The organism is Streptomyces hyderabadensis, from assembly GCF_020404845.1.
GTDB classification, from domain to species: Bacteria; Actinomycetota; Actinomycetes; order Streptomycetales; family Streptomycetaceae; genus Streptomyces; species Streptomyces hyderabadensis.
This window is the reverse complement of the sequence record NZ_JAIOJZ010000009.1, coordinates 104358-125233: the sequence shown is the minus strand read 5'-3', so window position 1 is coordinate 125233 and position 20876 is coordinate 104358. Positions and strand designations below refer to the sequence as shown.

The following is a 20876-nucleotide window of genomic DNA, read 5'->3' as shown; positions in this document are numbered from 1 at the left end:
ACGCCCTCCCGATGCGGCGTTCGGCGCGCGTGCGTGTCGTCTGGCTCCTCGTCCTCGCGGCGGTGCTGCTCGTCGTCATGACCGCCTCCCTCGCCCTCGGCTCCCGCGACGTCGCCTGGTCCGACGTGTGGGCGGCGCTCGGCGGGGCCGACCACACCCTGGAACAGGCGTCGGTCGCCAAGCGGATCCCGCGCACCCTCCTGGCCGTCGTCGTGGGCGCCGCCCTGGGACTGTCCGGCACCGTCATGCAGGGCGTCACCCGCAACCCGCTCGCCGACCCCGGCATCCTCGGCGTCAACATGGGCGCCTCGCTGGCCGTGGTCACCGGCATCGCCCACTTCCACCTCGCGTCGGCGTCCGGGTACATCTGGGTCGCGATGGGCGGGGCCGCCCTGACCGCCGGGTTCGTGTACGCGGTCGGCTCACTGGGCCGCGGCGGCGCCACCCCGCTGAAGCTGGCCCTGGCCGGCGCCGCCATCTCGGCCGCGCTCGCCTCGCTGGTCAGCGCGGTCGTGCTGCCGCGCAACGACATCTCCGACACCTTCCGGCTGTGGCAGATCGGCGGCGTCGGCGGTGCCTCCTACGGGCAGCTCGGCAGCGTGCTGCCCTTCCTCGCCGCCGGGTTCGTGCTCTGCCTCGCCAGCGCCCGTGCCCTCAACTCCCTGGCCCTGGGCGACGACCTCGCGGCCGGGCTCGGCGAACGGGTGGCCCTGGCACGGGCCGTCGCGGCGCTCGGTGCGGTCGTGCTGTGCGGCGCGTCCACCGCCGTCGCCGGACCGATCGCCTTCGTCGGCCTCCTGGTGCCGCACACCTGCCGTCTCCTGGCCGGCGTCGACCACCGCTGGCTGCTGCCGCTGTCCGCCCTGGGCGGTGCCGTGCTGCTGACCGCCGCGGACGTGGTGGGGCGGATCGTGGCACGGCCCTCCGAGATCGACGTCGGCATCCTGACCGCGATCCTCGGCGCCCCCTTCTTCATCCACATCGTCCGCCGACAGAAGGTCAGATCCCTGTGAGCGCCCCCGCCGTCGACGCCCCGTCCACGCTGCGGACCGTCACCCGCACCCGCGTCCGCGGCGCCCGGCGGCGACGGCTGATCGTGCTGACCCTGCTGGTCCTCGTCGCCGCCGCCTTCGCCACCTCCCTCATGGCCGGACACACCTTCTACCCGGCCCACGACGTGCTGCGCGTGATCCTGGGGGAGGACGTGCCGGGCGCCTCCTTCACCGTGGGCAGGCTGCGGCTGCCGCGCGCGGTACTCGCGCTGAGCGCCGGATTCGGCTTCGGCCTCGCCGGCGTCACCTTCCAGACGATGCTCCGCAACCCGCTCGCCAGCCCGGACATCATCGGCATCAGCGCGGGCGCCAGCACCGCGGCGGCCATCGCCATCGTGATCTTCTCGCTGGGCGGGACCGAGGTGTCGGCCGTGGCGATCGCCGCCGCGCTCGGGGTGGCGCTGCTGGTGTACACCCTCGCCTTCCGCGACGGGGTGGCCGGCACCCGGCTCATCCTCATCGGCATCGGCGTCTCCGCCCTGCTCGACAGCGTCACCTCCTACGTCCTGTCGCAGGCCGGCCAGTGGGACCTCCAGGAGGCGATGCGCTGGCTCACCGGCAGCCTCAACGGCACCACCTGGGAGGAGACCGTGCCCACCGTCCTCGCGGTGCTCGTGCTCGGCCCGGTACTGCTGTCCCAGGCCCGCAACCTGAGCGCCCTGAGCCTCGGCGACGACACGGCCTCCGCACTCGGCGTCCGCGTCGAACGCACCCGCGTCGTCGTGATCGTCGCCGCCGTCGGGCTGATCGCGTTCGCGACGGCCGCCGCCGGACCGATCGCCTTCGTGGCCTTCCTCTCCGGCCCGATCGCCGCCCGGCTGGTGGGCACCGGCGGATCCCTGCTGGTCCCCGCGTCACTCGTCGGCGCCCTGCTCGTCCTCGTCGCCGACTTCACCGGCCAGTACGCCTTCGACACCCGCTACCCCGTGGGCGTCGTCACCGGCGTCCTCGGCGCGCCCTACCTCGTCTACCTGATCGTCCGCACCAACCGGGCCGGAGGCTCACTGTGACCGCGTCCCACACCCTGTCCACCGAGGACCTCACCCTCGGCTACGGCGACCGCGTCGTCATCGAGGGGCTCGACCTGACCCTCGCCGCCGGGCGGATCACGGTCATCGTCGGCGCCAACGCCTGCGGCAAGTCGACACTGCTGCGCTCCATGTCCCGGCTGCTCGTCCCGCGGGCCGGCCGCGTCGTCCTGGACGGCAAGGAGGTCCACCGCACCCCGGCCAAGGAACTCGCCCGCACCCTGGGCCTGTTGCCCCAGTCGCCGGTCACCCCCGAGGGCATCACCGTCCTCGACCTGGTCGGCCGGGGCCGCCACCCGCACCAGCGCGCCTTCTCCCGCTGGACGGCGCAGGACGACGCGGCCGTCGCCGCCGCACTGGAGGCCACCCACACCACCGACCTGATGGACCGCGCCGTCGACGAACTCTCCGGCGGCCAGCGCCAGCGGGTGTGGATCGCCATGGCACTGGCTCAGCAGACCGACCTGCTGCTGCTCGACGAACCCACCACGTTCCTCGACATCAGCCACCAGATCGAGGTCCTCGACCTGCTCACCGACCTCAACCGGACCCGCGGCACCACCATCGTCATGGTCCTGCACGACCTCAACCTCGCCGCCCGCTACGCGGACCGGCTCATCGCGCTGGCGGCCGGAGGACTGCACGCCGCCGGAGACACCGAGGAGGTGATGACCGAGGACACGGTGCGGTCCGTGTACGGCATGGAGAGCCGCGTCATCGAGGACCCGGTCTCCGGCCGGCCCCTCGTCCTGCCCATCGGACGCCATCACACGACGGCCGCGGCGACCGTCCTCTCGGACAGCGAAGCAACGCCATGACGTCGAGGCTCACCGCGCTGCTGCCCGACCTCGCGCCCTGGCGGTCCTCCCGCGACTTCCGCCTGCTGTGGGTGCAGGGGCTGGTCACCTACCTCGGCAGCGTGATGGCGCTGATCGCGCTGCCGCTGCAGATCAAGGAGCTGACCGGCTCCCCGCTCGCCGTCGGCGTCATGGGCGCCGTCGAACTCGTCCCCCTGGTGGTCTTCGGGCTCTACGGCGGGGCACTCGCCGACGCCGTGGACCGGCGCAGGGTCATCGTGCTCACCGAGGCGGGCCTCGGACTCCTGGCCGCCGTCCTGCTCGTGAACGCGCTGCTGCCCCGCCCCCTGCTCTGGCCGCTGTACGTGGTCGCGGGCGGGGTGGCCGCACTCGCCGGACTGCAACGCCCCGCGCTGGACTCGCTGCTGGCCCGGATCGTGCCGCACGGGCAACTGGCCGCCGCCGCGGCGCTGAACGCCCTGCGCTGGCAGGCCGGCGCCATCGCCGGACCCGCCCTGGCCGGCCTCGTGGTCGCCTACGCGGGCAACGTCCCCGCGTACACCACCACCGTGGCCTGCTTCTGCGCCTCGGTCCTGATGTGCCGCCGGCTCTCCCCGGTGCCGCCCGTCGCGCACGCGGCCAAGCCGTCCCTGCGCGGCATCGCCGAGGGCGCCCGGTACGCCTGGTCGAGACCGGTGCTGCTGGGCACCTACGCGATCGACCTGGCGGCGATGCTCTTCGCCTTCCCGAACACCATCTTCCCCTTCCTCGCCGACGAACTCGACGCCGACTGGGCGCTGGGCCTGATGTACTCGGCGGGGGCCGTCGGCTCGCTGCTGCTCAGCCTGACCAGCGGCTGGGTGTCCCGGACCCGGCGGCACGGCCTGCTGGTGGTGTTCGGCGCCACCGGCTGGGGACTGGCCATCGCGGCGGCCGGCTGGACCGCGAACATCTGGCTGGTGCTGGCCTGTCTCGCGCTGGCCGGAGCCGGGGACATGCTCAGCGGCCTGGGCCGCTCCACCATCTGGAACCAGACCATCCCCGACCGGCTGCGCGGCCGGCTCGCGGGGATCGAGGTCCTCTCCTACAGCATCGGACCGCAGCTCGGCCAGGTCCGGGCCGGCGCGATGGCCGGCTGGACCGGCGCCCGCCCGGCGGTCTGGACCGGCGGCGTGGCCTGTGTCGCGGCCGTGGGACTGCTCACCGCCGCGCTGCCCGGGCTCGTCGGCTACGACGCCCGCACCGACGAGGACGCCCTGCGCCGCGCCGAGGAAGGCAACGGAGCCCGGGCCGAGGAAGGCACGGAGCCCCGCGCCGAAGAAGACGACGGCCCCCGCGCCGAGGCGCCGAGCCCGACGTGAGAACGGCGACCGCCGCCGTCACGGAGCATGTCGTGACGGCGGCGGTCCACTTCGCCCGGTGTCCGGGCGGCCGGGCTCACTTCAGGGCGTGCTCCCACTCCCGTGCCGGCGACCAGAGGCCGCCACCGCCGGATGCCGACCCACCGCCGGATGCCGACCCACGGCCGGCGTCCCAGCCCCAGTCCGGCCCGTGCGGATGCCGCTGCTCCGTCGGCCGGAACCCGACCGTGTAGGTGCGGGTGAACGCGCCGTTGGCCGAGGTCACCGTGATGGTGCGGGCGGAGAACCCGCGCTGGGACGACGAGACCGTGGAACTGCCCGCCGTCACCTTCACCCGCGCGCCCGGCGCGGCCGTCACCGCACCGACGGACGGGACCCGCCTGTTCTTCGGCCAGTCCACGACGTACGTGGACACCTCGGGGTCGAACCCGTCGAGCGCGACACCTCCCACGGTGATCGCGGACGCGTCCGCGACGCTCTCCTTCGTCGCGTCGGGGGAGTTGGTCACCGTGACCGACCCGTCGGCGTTCACGACCACGTCCGCCGCCATCGCCGCCGCCAGGTTGATCCGCTGCCAGGCCGGCCCGCCGGACGCGGTGAGGTCGAGCGGGTACCCGGAGTCCGTGGCGGTCTGCTCCAGGACCTGGGTGCGCTGCTCGGCGGTGAGGTCCGGGAAGGCGGTGATCAGCAGAGCCGCCGCGTCGGACGGCGCGTCGAGGGTCTGCCCCGCCTCGCCGGTCTGCGAGAACCCGTAGGTCAGGCGCCGCGTGTACAGGTCCACGTCCTGCGCGGTGCTCAGCCCGGCGTAGGGATCACCCGCGCAGGCCGTGAGGGTGTCGCCGTAGCCCTCCTGCGCGCACCGCGCGAGCAGCACGTTCTCGATCTCGGTGTGGGCCTGCCCCAGCAGCTTCGCGAACTCGGGGTCCGCCCAGCGGTGCGCCACGGTGGCCTGTGCGGTGATCCGGCCGCCCATGACGTCGAGCGGGTAGTGGAACCCGAGGACGATGCGGTTGTCCCCGTACTCCGAGGTGCGCGCGAGGATCGACGGCGCCAGGTCCGGCAGCAGCGTGGCGAGGATGGTCCCGGCCTCGTAGCCGCCGTAGGTGTGGCCGCTCGGGTACGAGCCCTGGCCCGCGAGACCGCTGTACGAGCTGTCCTGCGACTCGTAGATCGCGCCGCCGTCCCCGGCGAAGCCGAGCCGCACGTACGGGCGCAGGTACTGGTAGTGGTTCTTCGCCGCGTCGTGGGTGTCGAGCTTCTCGGTGACGCGGGAGAACAGCGCGCTGGTCTTGGGCAGCTGACCCGCCTTCAGCGCCTCGCTGTACAGCGGGCCGAGCCGGGAGCCGAGGCCGTCGGCCATGGTGACGGTGGCGCTGTTGGACGCGTCCACCTCGGCCCGGTCGACCTGCTGCTGCGTCGCCGCGTTGTTGATGCCGACGGTGATCGTGTCGTTCTCGGCCGTGGGCGCGGTGCCGTCGGTCAGCTTCTCGTTGGCGCCGAGGGTGGCGGGGCCAAGGTCGTCGAAGCCGCCGAGGAGCCGGTTGAAGTAGTCGCCGCCGTCGCCGGTCGCGGGCCACGCGTCCGACGAGTAGGCGGCGTCGAGCACGTCGGCCGGGAAGGGCGACGGTTCGTAGTCCGCCGGGTCGGCGGCAGCGGTGGCAGCGGTGGCGGACTCGGCCGTGGGCTCGGGGTCGGCCGAGCTGCCGGCCAGGGTCACCGCGGTCACGGTGGCGGTGTGGGCCTTCGCTCCGCCGTCCGAGGTGAGCAGCGCGGTGTCGGTGGTGCCGGACACGTGCGCGGTGGTTCCGTCGTCGAGGGCCACGGTGTAGCCGACGACCGGGAAGCCGCCGTCGCCGGCGGGCCGCCAGCTCACCCTGACCCGCTCGCCGTCGGTGACCACACCCGTGACGGTCGGCGCCTGGGGCTTGCCGCCGCCCGCGACGACGGGCTGCGTCGGTGCGCCCCAGGGGGAGTCGCCGAGGGCGTTCACCGCCCGGACCCGCGCCGTGTACGACGTGCCGTCCGGCAGCCGGGTGAACACCGTGCTCCGGCTGTCCGGATCGGTGATCTCGACCTGGTGGCCGCCGCTCAGGGTGATCTCGTAACCGGTGACGGGCGAACCGCCGTCGTCCTCGGGTGCGGACCAGGTGACCTTCACACTGGTGCCGGACGGGGTCGCGGACACCGCGTCGGGCGCGGCCGGCACCGTCCTGCGCTTCGTGGTGAGTGCGGACCTGGCGCGGTCGAGGGCCGTGTACCGCTCGGTGAGGGTGCGGTCCGTGGCCGCGTCGTCCGCCAGGGCCGTCTTCGCCGCGGCGAGCGCCGTGGTGAAGGCACTCCACGAGGCCTCCGTGTAGCGCTCGTCGGCGAGTGCGGAGGCGGCGTCGACCAGGTTCTCCAGCTTCAGCCTCGGCAGCGGAACCAGCTGGTTCGCGGCCAGCGTCAGGCTCCGGGTCCGCAGGTCGGCCTCGAGCTGGGTGGCGTCCTCGGCGCCGAGGAGGTCGCGGGCGGCGGCCAGTTCGCGCCGGAACACCCCGAAGTCGATCGTGCCGTACCGGTCCGCGTCCTCGACGAGGCCCTCGTACTGGTCGATCGCCGTCCGCAGGGCGGACAGGTCGGTCTCCGCGGGAGCCTCGACGTGGGAGAAGGTGACCTGGCCCAGGTTGGCGACGTAGGGGTGCGCGGAGTCCGCGTTCGTGGTCAGCCGCAGGTGCACGGAGTGCGTGCCGGTGATCCCCTTCGGCAGGGTCACACTGGTCGTCCCGCCCGACGACCAGGAGCTGCCGGTGACCGGCAGGGGCACGGTCGCCTGCGGCGTGCCGGGGGCGTCCGCGTCGAAGGAGTCCAGGTAGAGCTGGACTGCGGAACCGGTGCCGCAGCGGGCGGAGTTGTTGACGTAGGTGAGGGTGACGGTGTTCTTGGGCGAGTCGCCGAAGTCGATGTCGCCGTAGTCGAGCCAGGCGCCGTCGTAGGTGCCGCCGAGGCTGGTGGCGGAGCCCGCGTCGCTCCAGGTGGCCGGCTCGCTCTTGAGCCCGCCGCCGCTGTTGCCCTTGAACGCCGTGGCGTCGAACACCACCGGGGCGTCCGCCTGGCGCGTCAGGGCGAGCGAGTACACGTTGGCGACGTAGGGCTGCGCGTCGGTCTGGGTGCTGGAGACGAAGACGGCGAACACGTCCTGGGCCCCGCCGAAGGTGTCCGGGTCGAGCCGTACGCTCGTGCCGGCCACCGTTCCCCAGCCCGAGCCGGTGTAGTCGAGGGGGATCTCGGCGGCCGTCGGGCCGTCCTTCGCACCCAGGCGCAGTTCGATGTGCGAGTCCGACGCCGCGCGGGAGCGGGGCTTGTCGTAGGTGACGGTGACCGTGTCGGCGCCGTCACCGAGGGCGGTGTCCCGCCACTCGGCCCAGGCGCCGTTCGTCACGTTCTCGAAGAGGCCGCCGGAGAGCTTCAGCGGCAGCGAACCGTCGCCGGTCGCGGTGGTGTTCGCCGCGGTCAGCGTGGCGAGCGTGGTGGTCGGCGAGGACGACGGGGCGTCCTGCGGCGAGAACTGGTACCAGTCGAAGTTCGACACCCACTGCTGCCCCGAGGGGGCGTGGAAGACGAAGGTCGCGCTCGACGCGTCCAGCAGCGCCTTGGGGTTGGTGACGGCCGCCTGGACGGTGGTGTAGTACTGCCAGCCGCCGGTCCCCGGCAGGGAGACGGTGGCGACGACGGGTCCGTCGGCGTCCCCGGCGTGGATGTCCACACTGCTCGGCGCGGCGGTGGTGGCCTGCGAGTTGGCGTAGCGCACCGAGACGCTGCGCGGGGCGACCCCGCCGAAGTCCAGGTCCGCGTACTGTTCCCAGGCGCCCTCGGTGACGCCGCCGAGGTCGCCGTCCGAGTAGTACGCCTCCTTCACGAGGCTGGGGCCCTCCATCCGGTCGGGGTCCTCGGCCTGGAGGACGGCGTAACCGCCCTCGTCCAGGGTGAGCGCGTCGATCGCGGTCCGCAGCGCGTCGTGCGCGGCCATCAGCGTCCCGGTCGGCGAGGCGGGGTCCGCGAGGACGGTCCGCGCGCGTTCCAGGGCGGTACGGAAGATGCCGTAGGAGCCGTCGGAGTAGTTGCCCTCGCGCACCAGGGACGCCTCGTCGGCCAGGGCGGCCAGGCTCTTCCGGTGCACCGCGGCGGCCGAGACGACCAGCGGGTCGGTCACGGACACGCCGGTGCCGGTCACGGTGGAGGCCGGAATGCCGTGCGGGAAGGCCCGGTCGCGGAAGGTGATGCCGAACCGCGCGTCGGTCCTGGTGCTGCCGGTGAGCTTCAGCGAGGCCGTGCGCTTGCCGGTGACCCTGAGGTCGGCCTCGATGCCGTCCGGGAGGCCGGTCACGCTCGCCGCGCCGCTCCGGGTGAGACTGGTCCCCTTGCGCGCGGTGAACGACGCCCGGCCGGACAGCCGAAGCTCGATGCTGTCCTCGACGGTGCCGTCGGCGGCGGTGCCGACGGTCTCGGGGCGGGCGGAGACGACGGTCGTGCCCTTGCCCGGCCCGCTGCCGTCACCGTCGTCGCCCGAGTCGGTGTTCAGCGAGTACGCCGGCTCGGTGCGCGAACCCCAGGCCGACGGCTTGGAACCCATGGCGAACTTCAGGGTGCCGCCGGCGACGATCTGCGAGTAGTCGAGCCATGTGTTGGAGAACCGCTTGCCGTTGAGCGTGGCGCCCTGGACGTAGTAGCGGCTCGGCGAGACTCCGTCGGCCTCGACGGTGAACTCGGCGCCGCTCGGGTAGCGGATCGTCGTCGAGTCGAAGAACGGGCTGCCGATCTGGAACTGGCTGGAGCCCGCGGTCACCGGGAACACCCCGAGGGCGGCGGCGACGAACATGGTCGACATGGTGCCGGCGTCGTTGTCCATGGTCGGCAGGAAGCCGTCCGGGGCCAGTTCGTAGACCTTGGTCTTCACCGGCGGCCGGAACTCGCCGCCGGAGCTGGGGGCTTCGTTGGTGGAGCCGGTCGCGATGTACCGGTTCCAGGTCTCGCCGGTGTAGATGGCGCGCACCCACTTCTGCGTCAGGCTCGGCTCACCGACGTAGTTGAAGAGGTAGGGGGCCTGGAGGTCGATCTCGTTGGCGTTGGAGTGCAGCATGGTCGAGCCGTCGTCGGCGTCGGAGTCCTCGCCGAACAGGTGCCGGATCGCGGCCCGGCCGGCCTTCTGGCCGCCCATGGCCTCGATGAGGCCGCCCATGTCGTACGCGTCGTACCAGTGGTACTGCCAGAGGGTGCCCTGGTAGAGCTTGGCCTCCTCGAACTTCTCGTAGTCGACGCCCTGCCAGTCGCCCTCGCCGTCGCGCGGGGTGAGCAGGCCGACCTCGGTGCCGTCGGGCGCGGTCCAGGCGCCGGGCTTGACCAGGTTGTCGATCGCCATGGTCGCCTGCTCGCGCAGCTTCTCCGCGTCCGCGTCCTCGCCGAGCGCGTCGGCGATGACGGACAGCGCCCACTGGTCGTAGCCGCGCTGCACCGTCGTACCGGGGTCACCGGCGACATAGCCCTGCCGCAGCTGCGTCCCGGTGTAGTAGCCGGTGTACGACTTCAGCGCCGGGTACGCCTCGTCGAGCCGGTCGAAGTCCTTGAACCCCTTCGAGAGCGCGTCGGCGATCACCACCGCCGAGCGCTCCCAGCGCACCGTCGGCACCGAGTGGGTGAGGCTGCCCAGGCTCTTGCCCGAGGCGTGCGCGTCGGCGAAGAGGATGACGGCGGACTGCACCATGTCCCGGTAGGTCGCCGGGTCGATGTACGCCTCCACGGAGTACTTGCGGAAGTCGTCCCAGGTGGACCAGCCGTCGTAGTACGTGAAGCCGTTCGCCCGGTGCACCGCGCCGTCCACGCCGCGGTAGGTGCCGCTGGTGCTGGTGGCGTTCACCGGCAGCGCGTACATGCGGTACAGGTGCGTGTAGAACTGCTTGGTGAGCGTCGAGTCGGGGTCGGCCTGCTTCGAGGCCTTCACCGCGACGGCGCCGAGCGTGCTGTTCCAGTCGGCCTTCGTCCGCGCGCGCACGTCGTCGAAGCTGCGGCCCGCCACCTCGTTGTGCTGGTCGGTGGCGGCCTGCTCGGCGCTGATCGGCGACAGCGTGACGCGCAGCTCGACGTCGTCGCCGTCGGCCTCGTCGAAGCCGAGCACGGCGCCCGTGTCGGTGCCGTCCTGCGCGGTCGCGTCGCTCAGCGTGCCGTCGTCGCCCCAACTGCGCAGCGAGGTCACGGGGACGTTCGTGGTGGCGTAGTAGTACAGCCGGTACGAGGCGCCGTTGAAGGACCCGGCGACGAGCCCGCTGATCGCGGTGGTGCCGTCCTTGAGTGTGGTCGCGTCCAGGGTCGCGCGGGTACGGCTGGTGAAGTTGTTGGCCAGGTCGAGGACGAGCTGGGGCCGCGAACCGGCGGGGAAGCGGTACCGTTCGAGCGCCGTGCGGGTCGTCGCGGTCATCTCGGCGTCGATGGTCCCGGCGGGGGAGCCGAGTCCCACCCGGTAGGAGCCGGGCGACGCCGACTCGTCGTCGTGGCTGTAGGGGTGTGCGTAGGTGCTCGTGGCCGGACGCTTGTCGTACTGCTGCGAGGTCGGGACCACCAGCAGGTCGCCGCCGCCGCCCGAACCGCCCACGCCGTCCAGGTTCGTGGCGGTGAACCCGGCGATGTGGTCCTCGTTGTAGTCGTACCCCGAGTGGTTGCGGCCCGGGGTCGTCATCGGGTTGACCTTGGCCAGGCTGTGCGGTGCCTGGGCGCCGGGGAGGTCGTTGCCGTCGTCGCCCGCGGTGGAGACGAACGGGTCGACGAGCTTGGTGTAGTCCGTCCCGCCGGACGCCGCGTCGGCCGCGGCGGAGGGCTTCGCGACGGGTACGGCGACGGCGGTGCCGCCGCCCGTCAGCGCGGCCAGGCCGAGCGCCCCGGCGAGCACCGCGGCGACCGTGGTCCGCAGGGCTCGGGGGCGGGACGACGACCGTATCGGCGGTCTCTTGGATCTGTCAGGCATGACGAGCACGGACCCTCTCCCTGTGGACAACGTTGTCAATCGACATCCGGGGCACGCGCCCCGGAAAACGCCTCCCCCATCACATAGGGAGAAGTCATACAACGGGGAAACGGAGTTCGTACAGAGACTGCGCGTGTGCGGTGCGGTCAGCCGACCGGCTGGGGGCCGATGACGGACAGCAGACGCAGCTTTTCGTGGCTCTCGGACCCGGGGGTGGCGGTGTAGACGAGCAGCAGGTGCGACTGGTCGGGGTCCAGGAGGGTCTGGCAGTCCAGTTCGAGGAGTCCGACCTCGGGGTGGCACAAGCGCTTGACCCGGGCGGGGCGCACGCCCACCTCGTGCGTGTCCCACAGGGCGCGGAACTCCTCGCTGCGCTCCAGGAGGAGGTCGGCGTAGCGGGCGGCGCGGGAGCCGGGCCCGCGCAGCGTGACGACCTGGCGCAGCCCGGAGGCGAACATGCGGGAGAGCAGGGCGTGGTCCTCCGGTGCGTACAGGGCGCGGGTGGCCGGCAGGGTGAACCAGCGGAAGCCGATGCTGCGTTCCGGTCCGGTGAACGCGGTGGTGTCGCCGGTCAGGGCCACGCCCAGCGGCGTCTGGCGCAGGGTCTCGCCGAGTTCGGTGACGATCTCGGCGGGGGTGTCGGCCAGGCGGTCGAGGATGCGCAGCAGACCCGGGCCGACGTGCTCGCCGGCCGGGCCGCGCACCGGCGGGTTGTGCCCGGCCAGGCGGAACAGGTGGTCGCGCTCGTCCAGCGACAGGTGCAGGCCCTGGGCGATCGAGGCGGCCATCTGGGCCGAGGGCTGCGGGCCGCGCTCCCGCTCCAGGCGCGCGTAGTAGTCGGTCGACATGTGGCACAGCGCCGCGACCTCCTCGCGGCGCAGGCCGCTGGTCCGGCGGCGCTGTCCGCGCGGGAGCCCGACGTCCTCGGGCTGCAGCAGCTCCCGCCGGCGCCGCAGGAAGGCGGCGAGCCCGCTCCGGTCGATCTCCATGAGGCCCTCTCCTCCTGCACCGCTTTCCCCACCCCCTTTCTATCGCCGCCGCGGCGGCGCAGCCACGGATCGCCGATCCCCCTCTGCGGCCTCCCAGGCGCCCGCGGTCCGCGCCGAAACCGGCTCCGACCTGCGTGAAGGGCGGAAGGGGCCGGACCCTCGGACGCGCGATCAGGGGATCGGCAGACCCTGCATCCCGCCGCCGGATCCGGTCAAGGTGGTAACGACGACATCACGAGGAAAGCAACGACACCCCCCCCCAGGAGCGACCTCATGCCCCGCACCGACTTCGACATCACGGTCCCCGATCTGACCGGCCGGCGCGCGCTCGTCACCGGCGCGAGCGACGGCATCGGGCTCGGCATCGCCACCCGCCTGGCGGCCGCCGGGGCGGAGGTGCTCCTGCCGGTCCGCAACCCGCGCAAGGGCGAGGCCGCGCTGGACGCGATCCGGGCGCGGGTGCCCGGCGCCGAGGTGTCCCTGCGCACGCTCGACCTGTCCTCGCTCACCTCCGTGGCGGAACTGGGCGAGACCCTGCTGGCGGAGGACCGCCCGATCCACCTGCTGGTCAACAACGCCGGGGTCATGACGCCGCCCGCGCGGCAGACGACCGCGGACGGGTTCGAGCTGCAGTTCGGCACCAACCACCTCGGCCACTTCGCCCTCGTCGCCCGCCTGCTGCCGCTGCTGCGGGCCGGCCGGGCCCGCGTGACCTCGCAGATCAGCGTCGCGGCCAACCGGAACGCCATCAACTGGGACGACCTGAACTGGGAACGCTCCTACGACGGGATGCGCGCCTACAGCCAGTCCAAGATCGCGTTCGGCCTCTTCGGCCTGGAACTCGACCGCCGCAGCGCGGCCGGTGACTGGGGCATCACCAGCAACCTGTCCCACCCGGGCGTCGCCCCCACCAACCTGCTCGCCGCCCGCCCCGAGGTGGGCCGCGCCCGGGACACCCTGGGCGTACGTGTCATCCGCGTCCTGTCCGCCCGCGGCATCCTCCTGGGCACGGTCCGCACCGCGCAGCTCCCCGCGCTGTACGCCGCCACGTCGCCGCAGGCCGAACGCGGGGCGTTCTACGGCCCCGGCGGCCCGGGCCGGCTGGGGGGACCGCCCGCGCCGCAGAAGCTCTACAGCCGCCTGCGGAGCACGGACGAGGCCCGCCGGATCTGGGCACGCTCCGAGGAACTGACCGGCCTGCGCTGCGCGTGACGGCGGCGGGCGGCGCCCTGGAACGGGGCATTCCCCCGCGGCCGTCTGTGATGTTGGATGGACCGCGGCCGGAGTACCCGAACACCGAGGTCGCACATGCGGTTCACGACTCGCCCCACCCTCCAGGGCACCTTCGGCATGGTGTCCTCCACCCACTGGCTGGCCTCGCAGTCGGCCATGGCGGTGCTGGAGGAGGGGGGCAACGCCTACGACGCCGCCGTGGCCGGGGCCTTCGTGCTGCACGTCGTCGAGCCGCACCTCAACGGGCCCGCCGGGGAGGTGCCGATCCTGCTCGCGCCGGCGGGCGGTGAGGTGCGGGTGCTGTGCGGACAGGGCGTGGCACCGGCCGGGGCCACGGTCGCGCACTACAAGGGGCTCGGGCTCGACCTGGTGCCCGGCACCGGACCGCTCGCCGCGGCCGTGCCCGGGGCCTTCGACGCCTGGCTGCTCCTGCTGCGCGACCACGGCACCAGGTCACTGGCCGACGTGCTGAAGTACGCCGTCGGCTACGCCGAGCACGGGCACGCCCCGGTGGAGCGGGTCGCGGAGACCGTCGAGACCGTCCGGGAGCTGTTCGAGACCGAGTGGACCTCCTCCGCCGAGGTCTACCTGCCGGGCGGGCGCCCGCCCCGCCCCGGCGAGTTGCTGCGCAACCCGGCGCTCGCCGCCACCTGGAAGCGGCTGCTGGCCGAGGCGTCCGGCGCGGTGGGCCCGAACCCGGGCCAGGAGGGGAGCCGCGAGGCGGAGATCGACGCGGCGCGGGAGATCTGGCGCTCCGGTTTCATCGCCGAGGCCCTCGTCCGGCAGGCCGGGCGGCCCACCCTGGACACCAGCGGCGAACGCCACACCGGCACCCTGACCGCCGCCGACCTCGCCGGCTGGTCCGCCCACTACGAGGCCCCGGCGACGTACGACTGGAACGGCTGGACCCTGTGCAAGGCCGGACCCTGGAGTCAGGGCCCCGTCCTGCTCCAGCAGTTGGCGCTGCTCCCGCCCGAGCTGCCCGCCCTCGGCTCCGCCGACTACGTCCACCTGCTGGTCGAGGGCTGCAAGCTGGCCATGGCCGACCGGGAGGCCTGGTACGGCGATGCGGACGGCGCGGACCAAGTGCCGCTCGACGACCTGCTGTCGCCCGAGTACAACGCGGCCCGGCGGCAACTGGTCGGCGACAAGGCGTCCTTCGAACTGCGCCCCGGCGCCCCGGGCGGGCGCGTCCCGCGGCTCAGCGCGCACGCGCTCGTCGCGGCCGTGGAGGGGGAGGGCCTGGACGCCCTCGGGGTCGGCGAGCCGACGGTCGCCAAGAGCCCGGCCTCCCCGGTGCCGGGGGAGCCGGACGTCGCCGCCGACGGGGGCACCCGCGGCGACACCTGCCACCTCGACATCGTGGACCGCTGGGGAAACATGGTCTCGGCCACGCCCAGCGGCGGCTGGCTCCAGTCCAACCCCGTCGTGCCCGAACTGGGCTTCCCGCTCGGCACCCGGCTCCAGATGACCTGGCTGGAGGAGGGCCTGCCCAACTCGCTCACACCGGGCCGCCGCCCGCGCACCACGCTCACGCCGTCCATCGCCCTGCGCGACGGGGTGCCGGTGATGGCCTTCGGCACCCCCGGCGGCGACCAGCAGGACCAGTGGCAGACGCACTTCTTCCTCGCCGTCGCGCTGCGGGAACGGGTGCGCGGGGGCCTCGACCTCCAGGGCGCGATCGACGCCCCGAACTGGCACACCGACAGCTTCCCCGGGTCCTTCTTCCCGCGCGGCATGCGGGCGGGCTCCGTCACCGTGGAGTCCCGGATGCCGGCGGCGGTGGTCGAGGAACTGCGGCGGCGCGGGCACGACGTGACGGTGGGCGAGGCGTGGTCGGAGGGCCGGCTGTGCGCCGTCGCGCGGGACCCGGAGACGGGCGTGCTGTCGGCGGCGGCGAACCCGCGCGGCATGCAGGGGTACGCGGTCGGCCGCTGACCGGCGCGCGCCGGTGCACCTGATGTTCGTACCGTTTCCACCCGGAGTACACCGCCCGGGTGGGGGTTGTCAGTGGCGCGTGGTCTCATGGAGTCATGATCGAGAACAACGAAACCATCGACGAGTTTCTCGCCCGGCACACCGAAGACGTGACGGAGGCGGTCCGCAAGGCGGCCGCGCAGGAGATCATGCCGCGCTGGCGCCGGCTCGCGGCACACGAGGTCGACCAGAAGGCCGGCCCGCACGACCTGGTGACCGACGCCGACCGCAAGGCCGAGCTGTATCTCACCGACGCCCTGGCCGGCCTGCTGCCGGGCTCCGTGGTGGTCGGCGAGGAGGCGGTCCACGCGAACCCCGCGTCCTACGGGGCGATACGCGGCCAGGCGCCGGTGTGGATCGTCGACCCGGTCGACGGGACCCGGCAGTTCGTGCGCGGCGAGGAGGGCTTCTGCACGCTGGTCGCGCTGGCCCACCACGGCGTCGTGCACGCCTCCTGGACCTACGCCCCCGCCGACGACCGGCTCGCCACGGCGGTACGGGGCCGGGGCGCCTTCCTGGACGGCGAGCGGCTGTACGCGGGGCCGCCCGAGCCCGGCCGCGAGCTGCGGGTGGCCACGTCCCACCCGGACTACACGACGGACGAGCAGAAGCGCGACCTGCTCGCCCTGCGCACCGCGGGCGTGGCCCCGCGCCCCTGCGGCTCGGCCGGCCTGGAGTACCTGGCCGTGGCCCGGGGCGAGTCCGACGCCACCGCCTTCTCCTGGGAGGCGGCGTGGGACCACGCGGCCGGTCTCCTGCTGGTCGAGGAGGCGGGCGGCACCCACCTGACCCGCACGGGCGAGCCCTTCCGCATCACGGGGGGCAATGAACTGCCGTTCACCGCCGCCCGCGACGCGGCCACGGCCCGCCGGGTGGTGGCCCTGCTGGCGGGCGAGGCCTGATGCCCCGGCGCCGTCAGGCAGCCACCCCCTCGTCGGCCAGGAACTTCTCCACGAACTCCCGCGCCCGGCGGTCGAAGTCCGCGTACTGCGCCTCCCGCTCGGCGCCCGTGACCGCGTCCCCGACCAGCAGGTTGCCCGCGGCGTCGACGCGTTGCGGGCGGTCCTCGGCGTCGGTGAGCAGGCCGACGGTCGAGTGCGCGAAGCCGCAGTAGTAGGCGATGCCCTCGCTGAGGTTGGCCTCCAGCAGGGAGTGCATCCCCTCGGTGACGGCGTCGTCGGCGGTGGCACCGGCCAGGCCCAGCCACAGCATGCGCTTGCCCGCGAGGCGCGGCTTGCTGCGGCCGTAGGCGAAGCCGTAGTTCCACACCCGGTCGATCCAGCCCTTGAGGAGGGCGGGCACACTCTGCCAGTACACCGGGAAGACGGCGACCACCACATCGGCGTCCAGGACGCGCCCCATATGGGCGTGCACCTCGTCCGAGTACGCCTTCTCCCTGTTGCCCCAGTCCGGCTGATCCGCCGTGTTCATCCGCGGGTCGAAGCCCTCGGCGTGCAGGTCGAGCAGGTCGACGCGGTATCCGGCGGCCCGCAGCCGGTCGGCGGTGCGGCGGGCGGTGTGCGCGGTGAGGGAGTCGGCGCGGTGGTGCGCGACGACGACGAGGGCGGTCCTGGCCTTGCTGCTGTGCTGCGTCACGGGGTCTCCCGGCTGGTCTCGGTCCGTTGCGACGAGTCCAGTACAGCCATGCCCGAGTGGATGATCCATGGGAGAAACTCTGGGAAACATGCGTGATCGTCTACGATGGCGGCGTGGATCCCCTGAGTTGCCTGCTGAGCGGCATCCGGGCCGAGGGCTCGGTCGTCAGTCATGCCGTGCTCACGGCTCCCTGGTCGGTCCGCTTCTCCGACGGGGCGCCCCTCACCATGGTCAGTGTGCTGCGCGGCGGCGGCACCCTGCTGCTGCCCGACGGCACCCGCCGGACGGTCGGCGCGGGCGACACGGCCGTCGTGCGCGGCCCCGAGCCGTTCCTCCTGGTGGACCGGCCCGGCACCGTCGACCGCCCGCACGCCGAGTACGAGATCGCGTGCTTCCCGGATGCCGAGTGCACCGCCGAGGACCTCGGCGGCATCCGCTGGGGCAGCGATCCGGACGGGGCGACCGCGCTGATCGTGGGCGCCTACCGCGCCTCGGGCCACCGCCCCGAGCGCCTCCTGCGCGCCCTGCCGCACCTCCTGGTCGTCAGCGAGGACGCCGAGGTCTGCGCCTGGCTGGAGACGGCCGCCGCCGACGCCGCCCGGCTCACGGCGGGTTCCCAGGCGCTCATGGACCGGCTCCTGGACTGGGCCCTGGTGTGCACGCTGCGCACCTGGTTCGAGCGGGCGGGCGCCGACGCGCCCAGCTGGTACCGCGGACTGGCCGACCCGGTCCTCGGGCCCGCGCTGCACGCCTTCCACAGCCGGCCCGCCCAGTCCTGGACGGTGGCGTCGCTGGCCGGTCAGGCGGGCGTCTCGCGGGCGCTGTTCGCCAAACGCTTCACCGAGCTGATGGGCCGCCCGCCCCTCGCCTACCTCACCGAATGCCGGATGGCCGACGCCGAGGCGCTGCTGACCGACACCGACCTCAGCATCGCGCAGATCGCCAGGTCCGTCGGCTATGCCGACGCGTTCGGCTTCAGCGCCGCGTTCAAACGCCACAGGGGCCTCAGCCCCAGCACGTACCGCACCACGACGGCCGCCTGAACCTGCCGGTACCCCGCGCCGGGGGGCGGGTGCCGTCCCGCACCGGAGGCCGCGGGACCGCCTCGCGCCGGGGGCGAGAACCGGGTGCCGTCCCGCGCAGGGGGCCGGGGTGCCTCGCCAGGCCTCAGGCCGGGGGTTTCCCCCGAGGCGAGGGCCGGGGGACTCCCTGTGCCGTGGGCCGAGATCGGGTGCTGTTCCGTGTCGGGGGTCGGGTGCCCCCGCGCCGGGGGTTGGGTGTTGCGTCAAGGGTCGGGGACCGGGTGTTTCCCCGGGGCGAGGGCCGGGGGACTCCCTGTGCCGTGGGCCGAGGCCGGGTGCCGTCCTGTGCCGGGGGGCGGGGTGCCGCCTCCGAGCTGAGGACCGGGGCCCCGCGCCGGGGGCGAGAACCGGGTGCCGTCCCGCGCCGGGGGCCGGGGTGCCTCGCCAGGCCTCCGGCCGGGGGTTTCCCCCGAGGCGAGGGCCGGGGGACTCCCTGTGCCGTGGGCCGAGCTCGGGTGCTGTTCCGTGTCGGGGGCCGGGGTGCCCCCGCGCCCGGGGTTGGGTGCTGCGTCAAGGGTCGGGGGCCGGGGGTTTCCCCGGGGCGAGGGCCCGGGGTCTCCGTGCGCCGTGGGCCGAGGCCGGGTGCCGTCCCGCGCAGGGGGCCGGGTCGCTCCCCGCGCCGGGGGAGCGGGGGCCTGCGTCGCGGGCCGACGGGCGGCTGTCTGCCCGCGTCGCCGCGCCGCGTGCGGTGCGGCGACCGGTGCCGTCCACCCGCGGCCGCGCGCTGTCGGACCCCGGGCATATCCTGATCCCCTGTGGCCATCGGCAGACGAAGGGGTCCGAAGGTGCCGTCGATGCTCGATGCGGTCGTAGTGGGTGCGGGGCCGAACGGACTGACCGCGGCCGTGGAGCTGGCCCGCCGCGGCTTCTCGGTCGCCGTGTTCGAGGCGCGGGACACCGTGGGCGGCGGCGCGCGCACGGAGGAGCTGACCCTGCCCGGCTTCCGGCACGACCCGTGCTCGGCCGCGCACCCGCTCGGCATCAACTCCCCGGCCTTCCGCCACCTCCCCCTGGAGCGGTACGGCCTGGAGTGGCTGCATCCCCGGCTGCCCATGGCGCACCCCTTCCCCGACGGCTCGGCCGCCGTGCTGTCCCGCTCGGTCGGTGAGACGGCCGCCTCCTTCGGAGCCCGTGACGCCGGTGCGTACCGCAGGCTGGTCGAGCGATTCCTGCCCAAGTGGGACACCCTGGCCCGGGACTTCATGTCCCTGCCGCTCACCGCGCTGCCCCGCGACCCGGTCACCCTCGCCCGTTTCGGACTGGTCGGGCTGCCCCCGTCGACGTGGCTGATGCGCCGCTTCCGCGACGAGAAGGCCAAGACCCTCTTCGCCGGGCTCGTCGCGCACGTCATGGCCCCGCTCGGCGGCTTCGCGACCGGCGCCATAGGCCTGGTCTTCGCGCTGGCCGCGCACGCCCGCGGCTGGCCCGTGGCCCGCGGCGGCTCCCAGTCCATCTCCGACGCCCTGGCCGCGTACCTGAAGGACCTCGGCGGCACCGTCCACACCGACTACGAGGTCAAGCGCCTGGACGACCTGCCGCCCGCCCGGGCCTACGTCTTCGACACCTCGCCCACGGCGCTGGCCCGCATCGCGGGGCTCGGCAACCACTACGCCAACTACCGGTACGGCCCCGGCGTGTTCAAGATCGACTACGCGCTGGACGGCCCCGTCCCGTGGACGGCCGAGGCACCCCGCGACGCGGGCACCGTGCAGATCGGCGCCGACAGCGCGGAGATCGGCGCCGCCCTGGACGCCGCCTCCGGCACGGACCGCGCGCCCGAGCGGCCGTTCCTCATCACCGTGCAGCCCAGCGTCGCCGACCCCGGTCGCGCCCCGGCCGGCAAGCACGTCTTCTGGGCGTACGGGCACGTTCCCAACGGCTGGACCGGCGACCTCACCGACGCCGTCGAACGCCAACTGGAGCGCTTCGCCCCGGGTTTCCGCGACCGCGTGCTGGCCCGCGCCACCGCCGGCCCGCCCGAACTCGCCGCCCGCAACGCCAACTACGTCGGCGGCGACATCGCCTCCGGCGCCGTCTCCGGCCTGCAACTCCTGCTGCGCCCCAAACTCTCCCTGTTCCCGTACTCGACCCCGCACCCGGCGGTGTTCATCTGCTCGTCGGCCACCCCGCCCGGCCCCGGCGTCCACGGCATGTCGGGACACAACGCGGCGAAGGCCGTCTGGCGGAGACTGAGGCAGACATGACCGGCATCACCCTGGTCCAGGGCGACATCACCCGCGAGAGCGCCGACGCGATCGTCAACGCCGCCAACTCCTCCCTGCTCGGCGGAGGCGGCGTCGACGGCGCCATCCACCGGCGCGGCGGCCCCGCGATCCTGGCGGAGTGCCGCAGACTGCGCGCGGGTCACCTCGGCAAGGGCCTGCCCACCGGCCGCGCGGTCGCCACCACCGCGGGCGACCTGGACGCGCGCTGGGTGATCCACACGGTCGGCCCCGTGCACAGCAGCACCGAGGACCGCTCCGGCCTCCTCGCCTCCTGCTACCGCGAATCCCTGCGCGTGGCGGACGAGTTGGGCGCCAGCACGGTCGCCTTCCCCGCCATCTCCACCGGTGTCTACCGCTGGCCGATGGACGACGCCGCCCGCATCGCCGTCGAGACGGTACGGGCCACACCGACGTCGGTCACCGAGGTCCGGTTCGTCCTCTTCGACGCCCGGGCGTACGAGGCGTTCGCGGCGCGGGCGGGCTGACCGCCCGGCATTGTTCAGCAGGCCGCTGACTCACGCTGAACAATCCGCACCGGGGGTAGC

At 73.7% G+C, this 20876-nt stretch carries 13 protein-coding genes; 10 read left to right on the top strand and 3 right to left on the bottom strand.

All coding sequences use genetic code 11. The features are described from left to right. Positions 1-11: 11 nt before the first annotated feature. The 4 genes from K7854_RS09965 to K7854_RS09950 are packed head-to-tail and all read left to right on the top strand — an operon-like array spanning position 12 to position 4238. Positions 12-1013, top strand: coding sequence for a FecCD family ABC transporter permease (locus tag K7854_RS09965; RefSeq protein ID WP_264087147.1), 1002 nt, complete (start codon positions 12-14; stop codon positions 1011-1013). Then, positions 1010-2062 carry a FecCD family ABC transporter permease gene (locus tag K7854_RS09960; RefSeq protein WP_226026038.1) on the top strand — a complete coding sequence of 351 codons (1053 nt, stop codon included), beginning with the start codon at positions 1010-1012 and terminating at the stop codon, positions 2060-2062. Before K7854_RS09965 ends, K7854_RS09960 begins: the two co-directional genes overlap by 4 nt. Then, the gene (locus K7854_RS09955; protein WP_226026037.1) at positions 2059-2898 is read left to right on the top strand and encodes an ABC transporter ATP-binding protein; all 840 of its coding nucleotides are present in this window, start codon (positions 2059-2061) and stop codon (positions 2896-2898) included. The genes K7854_RS09960 and K7854_RS09955 overlap by 4 nt, the downstream gene beginning before the upstream one ends. Further along, complete coding sequence (locus K7854_RS09950) at positions 2895-4238, top strand: MFS transporter (protein ID WP_226026036.1); 1344 nt, start codon at positions 2895-2897, stop codon at positions 4236-4238. The genes K7854_RS09955 and K7854_RS09950 overlap by 4 nt, the downstream gene beginning before the upstream one ends. Before the next feature lie 76 nt (positions 4239-4314). Here K7854_RS09950 and K7854_RS09945 read toward each other — a convergent pair whose 3' ends face one another. Both K7854_RS09945 and K7854_RS09940 read right to left on the bottom strand, forming a co-directional pair. Next, positions 4315-11229 (bottom strand): glycoside hydrolase domain-containing protein, encoded by a 6915-nt coding sequence (locus K7854_RS09945; protein WP_226026035.1) that lies wholly within the window; start codon positions 11227-11229, stop codon positions 4315-4317. A 146-nt stretch (positions 11230-11375) separates the two neighbouring features. Then, positions 11376-12218, bottom strand: a complete 843-nt coding sequence (locus tag K7854_RS09940; RefSeq protein WP_226026034.1) for a helix-turn-helix transcriptional regulator — start codon at positions 12216-12218, stop codon at positions 11376-11378. Positions 12219-12491: 273 nt separating this feature from the next. On the opposite strand from K7854_RS09940, the gene K7854_RS09935 reads away from it, so the two are divergent. From K7854_RS09935 to K7854_RS09925, 3 genes are all read left to right on the top strand, one after another. Then, complete coding sequence (locus tag K7854_RS09935) at positions 12492-13430, top strand: SDR family oxidoreductase (protein WP_226026033.1); 939 nt, start codon at positions 12492-12494, stop codon at positions 13428-13430. Positions 13431-13526: 96 nt separating this feature from the next. Further along, on the top strand, positions 13527-15389 hold the full coding sequence (locus K7854_RS09930; RefSeq protein WP_226026032.1) for a gamma-glutamyltransferase family protein: 1863 nt from the start codon (positions 13527-13529) through the stop codon (positions 15387-15389). Positions 15390-15484: 95 nt separating this feature from the next. Then, positions 15485-16330, top strand: coding sequence for an inositol monophosphatase family protein (locus K7854_RS09925; protein WP_226026031.1), 846 nt, complete (start codon positions 15485-15487; stop codon positions 16328-16330). A gap of 13 nt (positions 16331-16343) precedes the next feature. On the opposite strand, the gene K7854_RS09920 is transcribed toward K7854_RS09925, so the two are convergent. Next, entirely contained in the window at positions 16344-17024 is a 681-nt protein-coding gene (locus tag K7854_RS09920) for an NAD(P)H oxidoreductase (protein WP_226026030.1), read from the bottom strand. 113 nt (positions 17025-17137) lie between these two features. Here K7854_RS09920 and K7854_RS09915 point away from each other — a divergent pair, with 113 nt between their 5' ends. The 3 genes from K7854_RS09915 (at position 17138) to K7854_RS09905 (ending at position 20816) form a co-directional block, all read left to right on the top strand. After that, entirely contained in the window at positions 17138-18067 is a 930-nt protein-coding gene (locus K7854_RS09915; RefSeq protein ID WP_226026029.1) for an AraC family transcriptional regulator, read from the top strand. Between the two features lie 833 nt (positions 18068-18900). Further along, positions 18901-20310 carry a phytoene desaturase family protein gene (locus K7854_RS09910; protein ID WP_226026028.1) on the top strand — a complete coding sequence of 470 codons (1410 nt, stop codon included), beginning with the start codon at positions 18901-18903 and terminating at the stop codon, positions 20308-20310. Further along, positions 20307-20816, top strand: a complete 510-nt coding sequence (locus K7854_RS09905) for an O-acetyl-ADP-ribose deacetylase (RefSeq protein ID WP_226026027.1) — start codon at positions 20307-20309, stop codon at positions 20814-20816. Before K7854_RS09910 ends, K7854_RS09905 begins: the two co-directional genes overlap by 4 nt. Positions 20817-20876: the final 60 nt, after the last annotated feature.

Bases quoted from the DNA above. Each gene is read 5' to 3' on its own strand.
- K7854_RS09965 (WP_264087147.1), top strand. From the start codon at position 12: ATGCGGCGTTCGGCGCGCGTGCGTGTCGTCTGGCTCCTCGTCCTCGCG.
- K7854_RS09950 (WP_226026036.1), top strand. From the start codon at position 2,895: ATGACGTCGAGGCTCACCGCGCTGCTGCCCGACCTCGCGCCCTGGCGG.
- K7854_RS09945 (WP_226026035.1), bottom strand. From the start codon at position 11,229: ATGCCTGACAGATCCAAGAGACCGCCGATACGGTCGTCGTCCCGCCCC.
- K7854_RS09940 (WP_226026034.1), bottom strand. From the start codon at position 12,218: ATGGAGATCGACCGGAGCGGGCTCGCCGCCTTCCTGCGGCGCCGGCGG.
- K7854_RS09935 (WP_226026033.1), top strand. From the start codon at position 12,492: ATGCCCCGCACCGACTTCGACATCACGGTCCCCGATCTGACCGGCCGG.
- K7854_RS09930 (WP_226026032.1), top strand. From the start codon at position 13,527: ATGCGGTTCACGACTCGCCCCACCCTCCAGGGCACCTTCGGCATGGTG.
- K7854_RS09925 (WP_226026031.1), top strand. From the start codon at position 15,485: ATGATCGAGAACAACGAAACCATCGACGAGTTTCTCGCCCGGCACACC.
- K7854_RS09910 (WP_226026028.1), top strand. From the start codon at position 18,901: ATGCTCGATGCGGTCGTAGTGGGTGCGGGGCCGAACGGACTGACCGCG.
- K7854_RS09905 (WP_226026027.1), top strand. From the start codon at position 20,307: ATGACCGGCATCACCCTGGTCCAGGGCGACATCACCCGCGAGAGCGCC.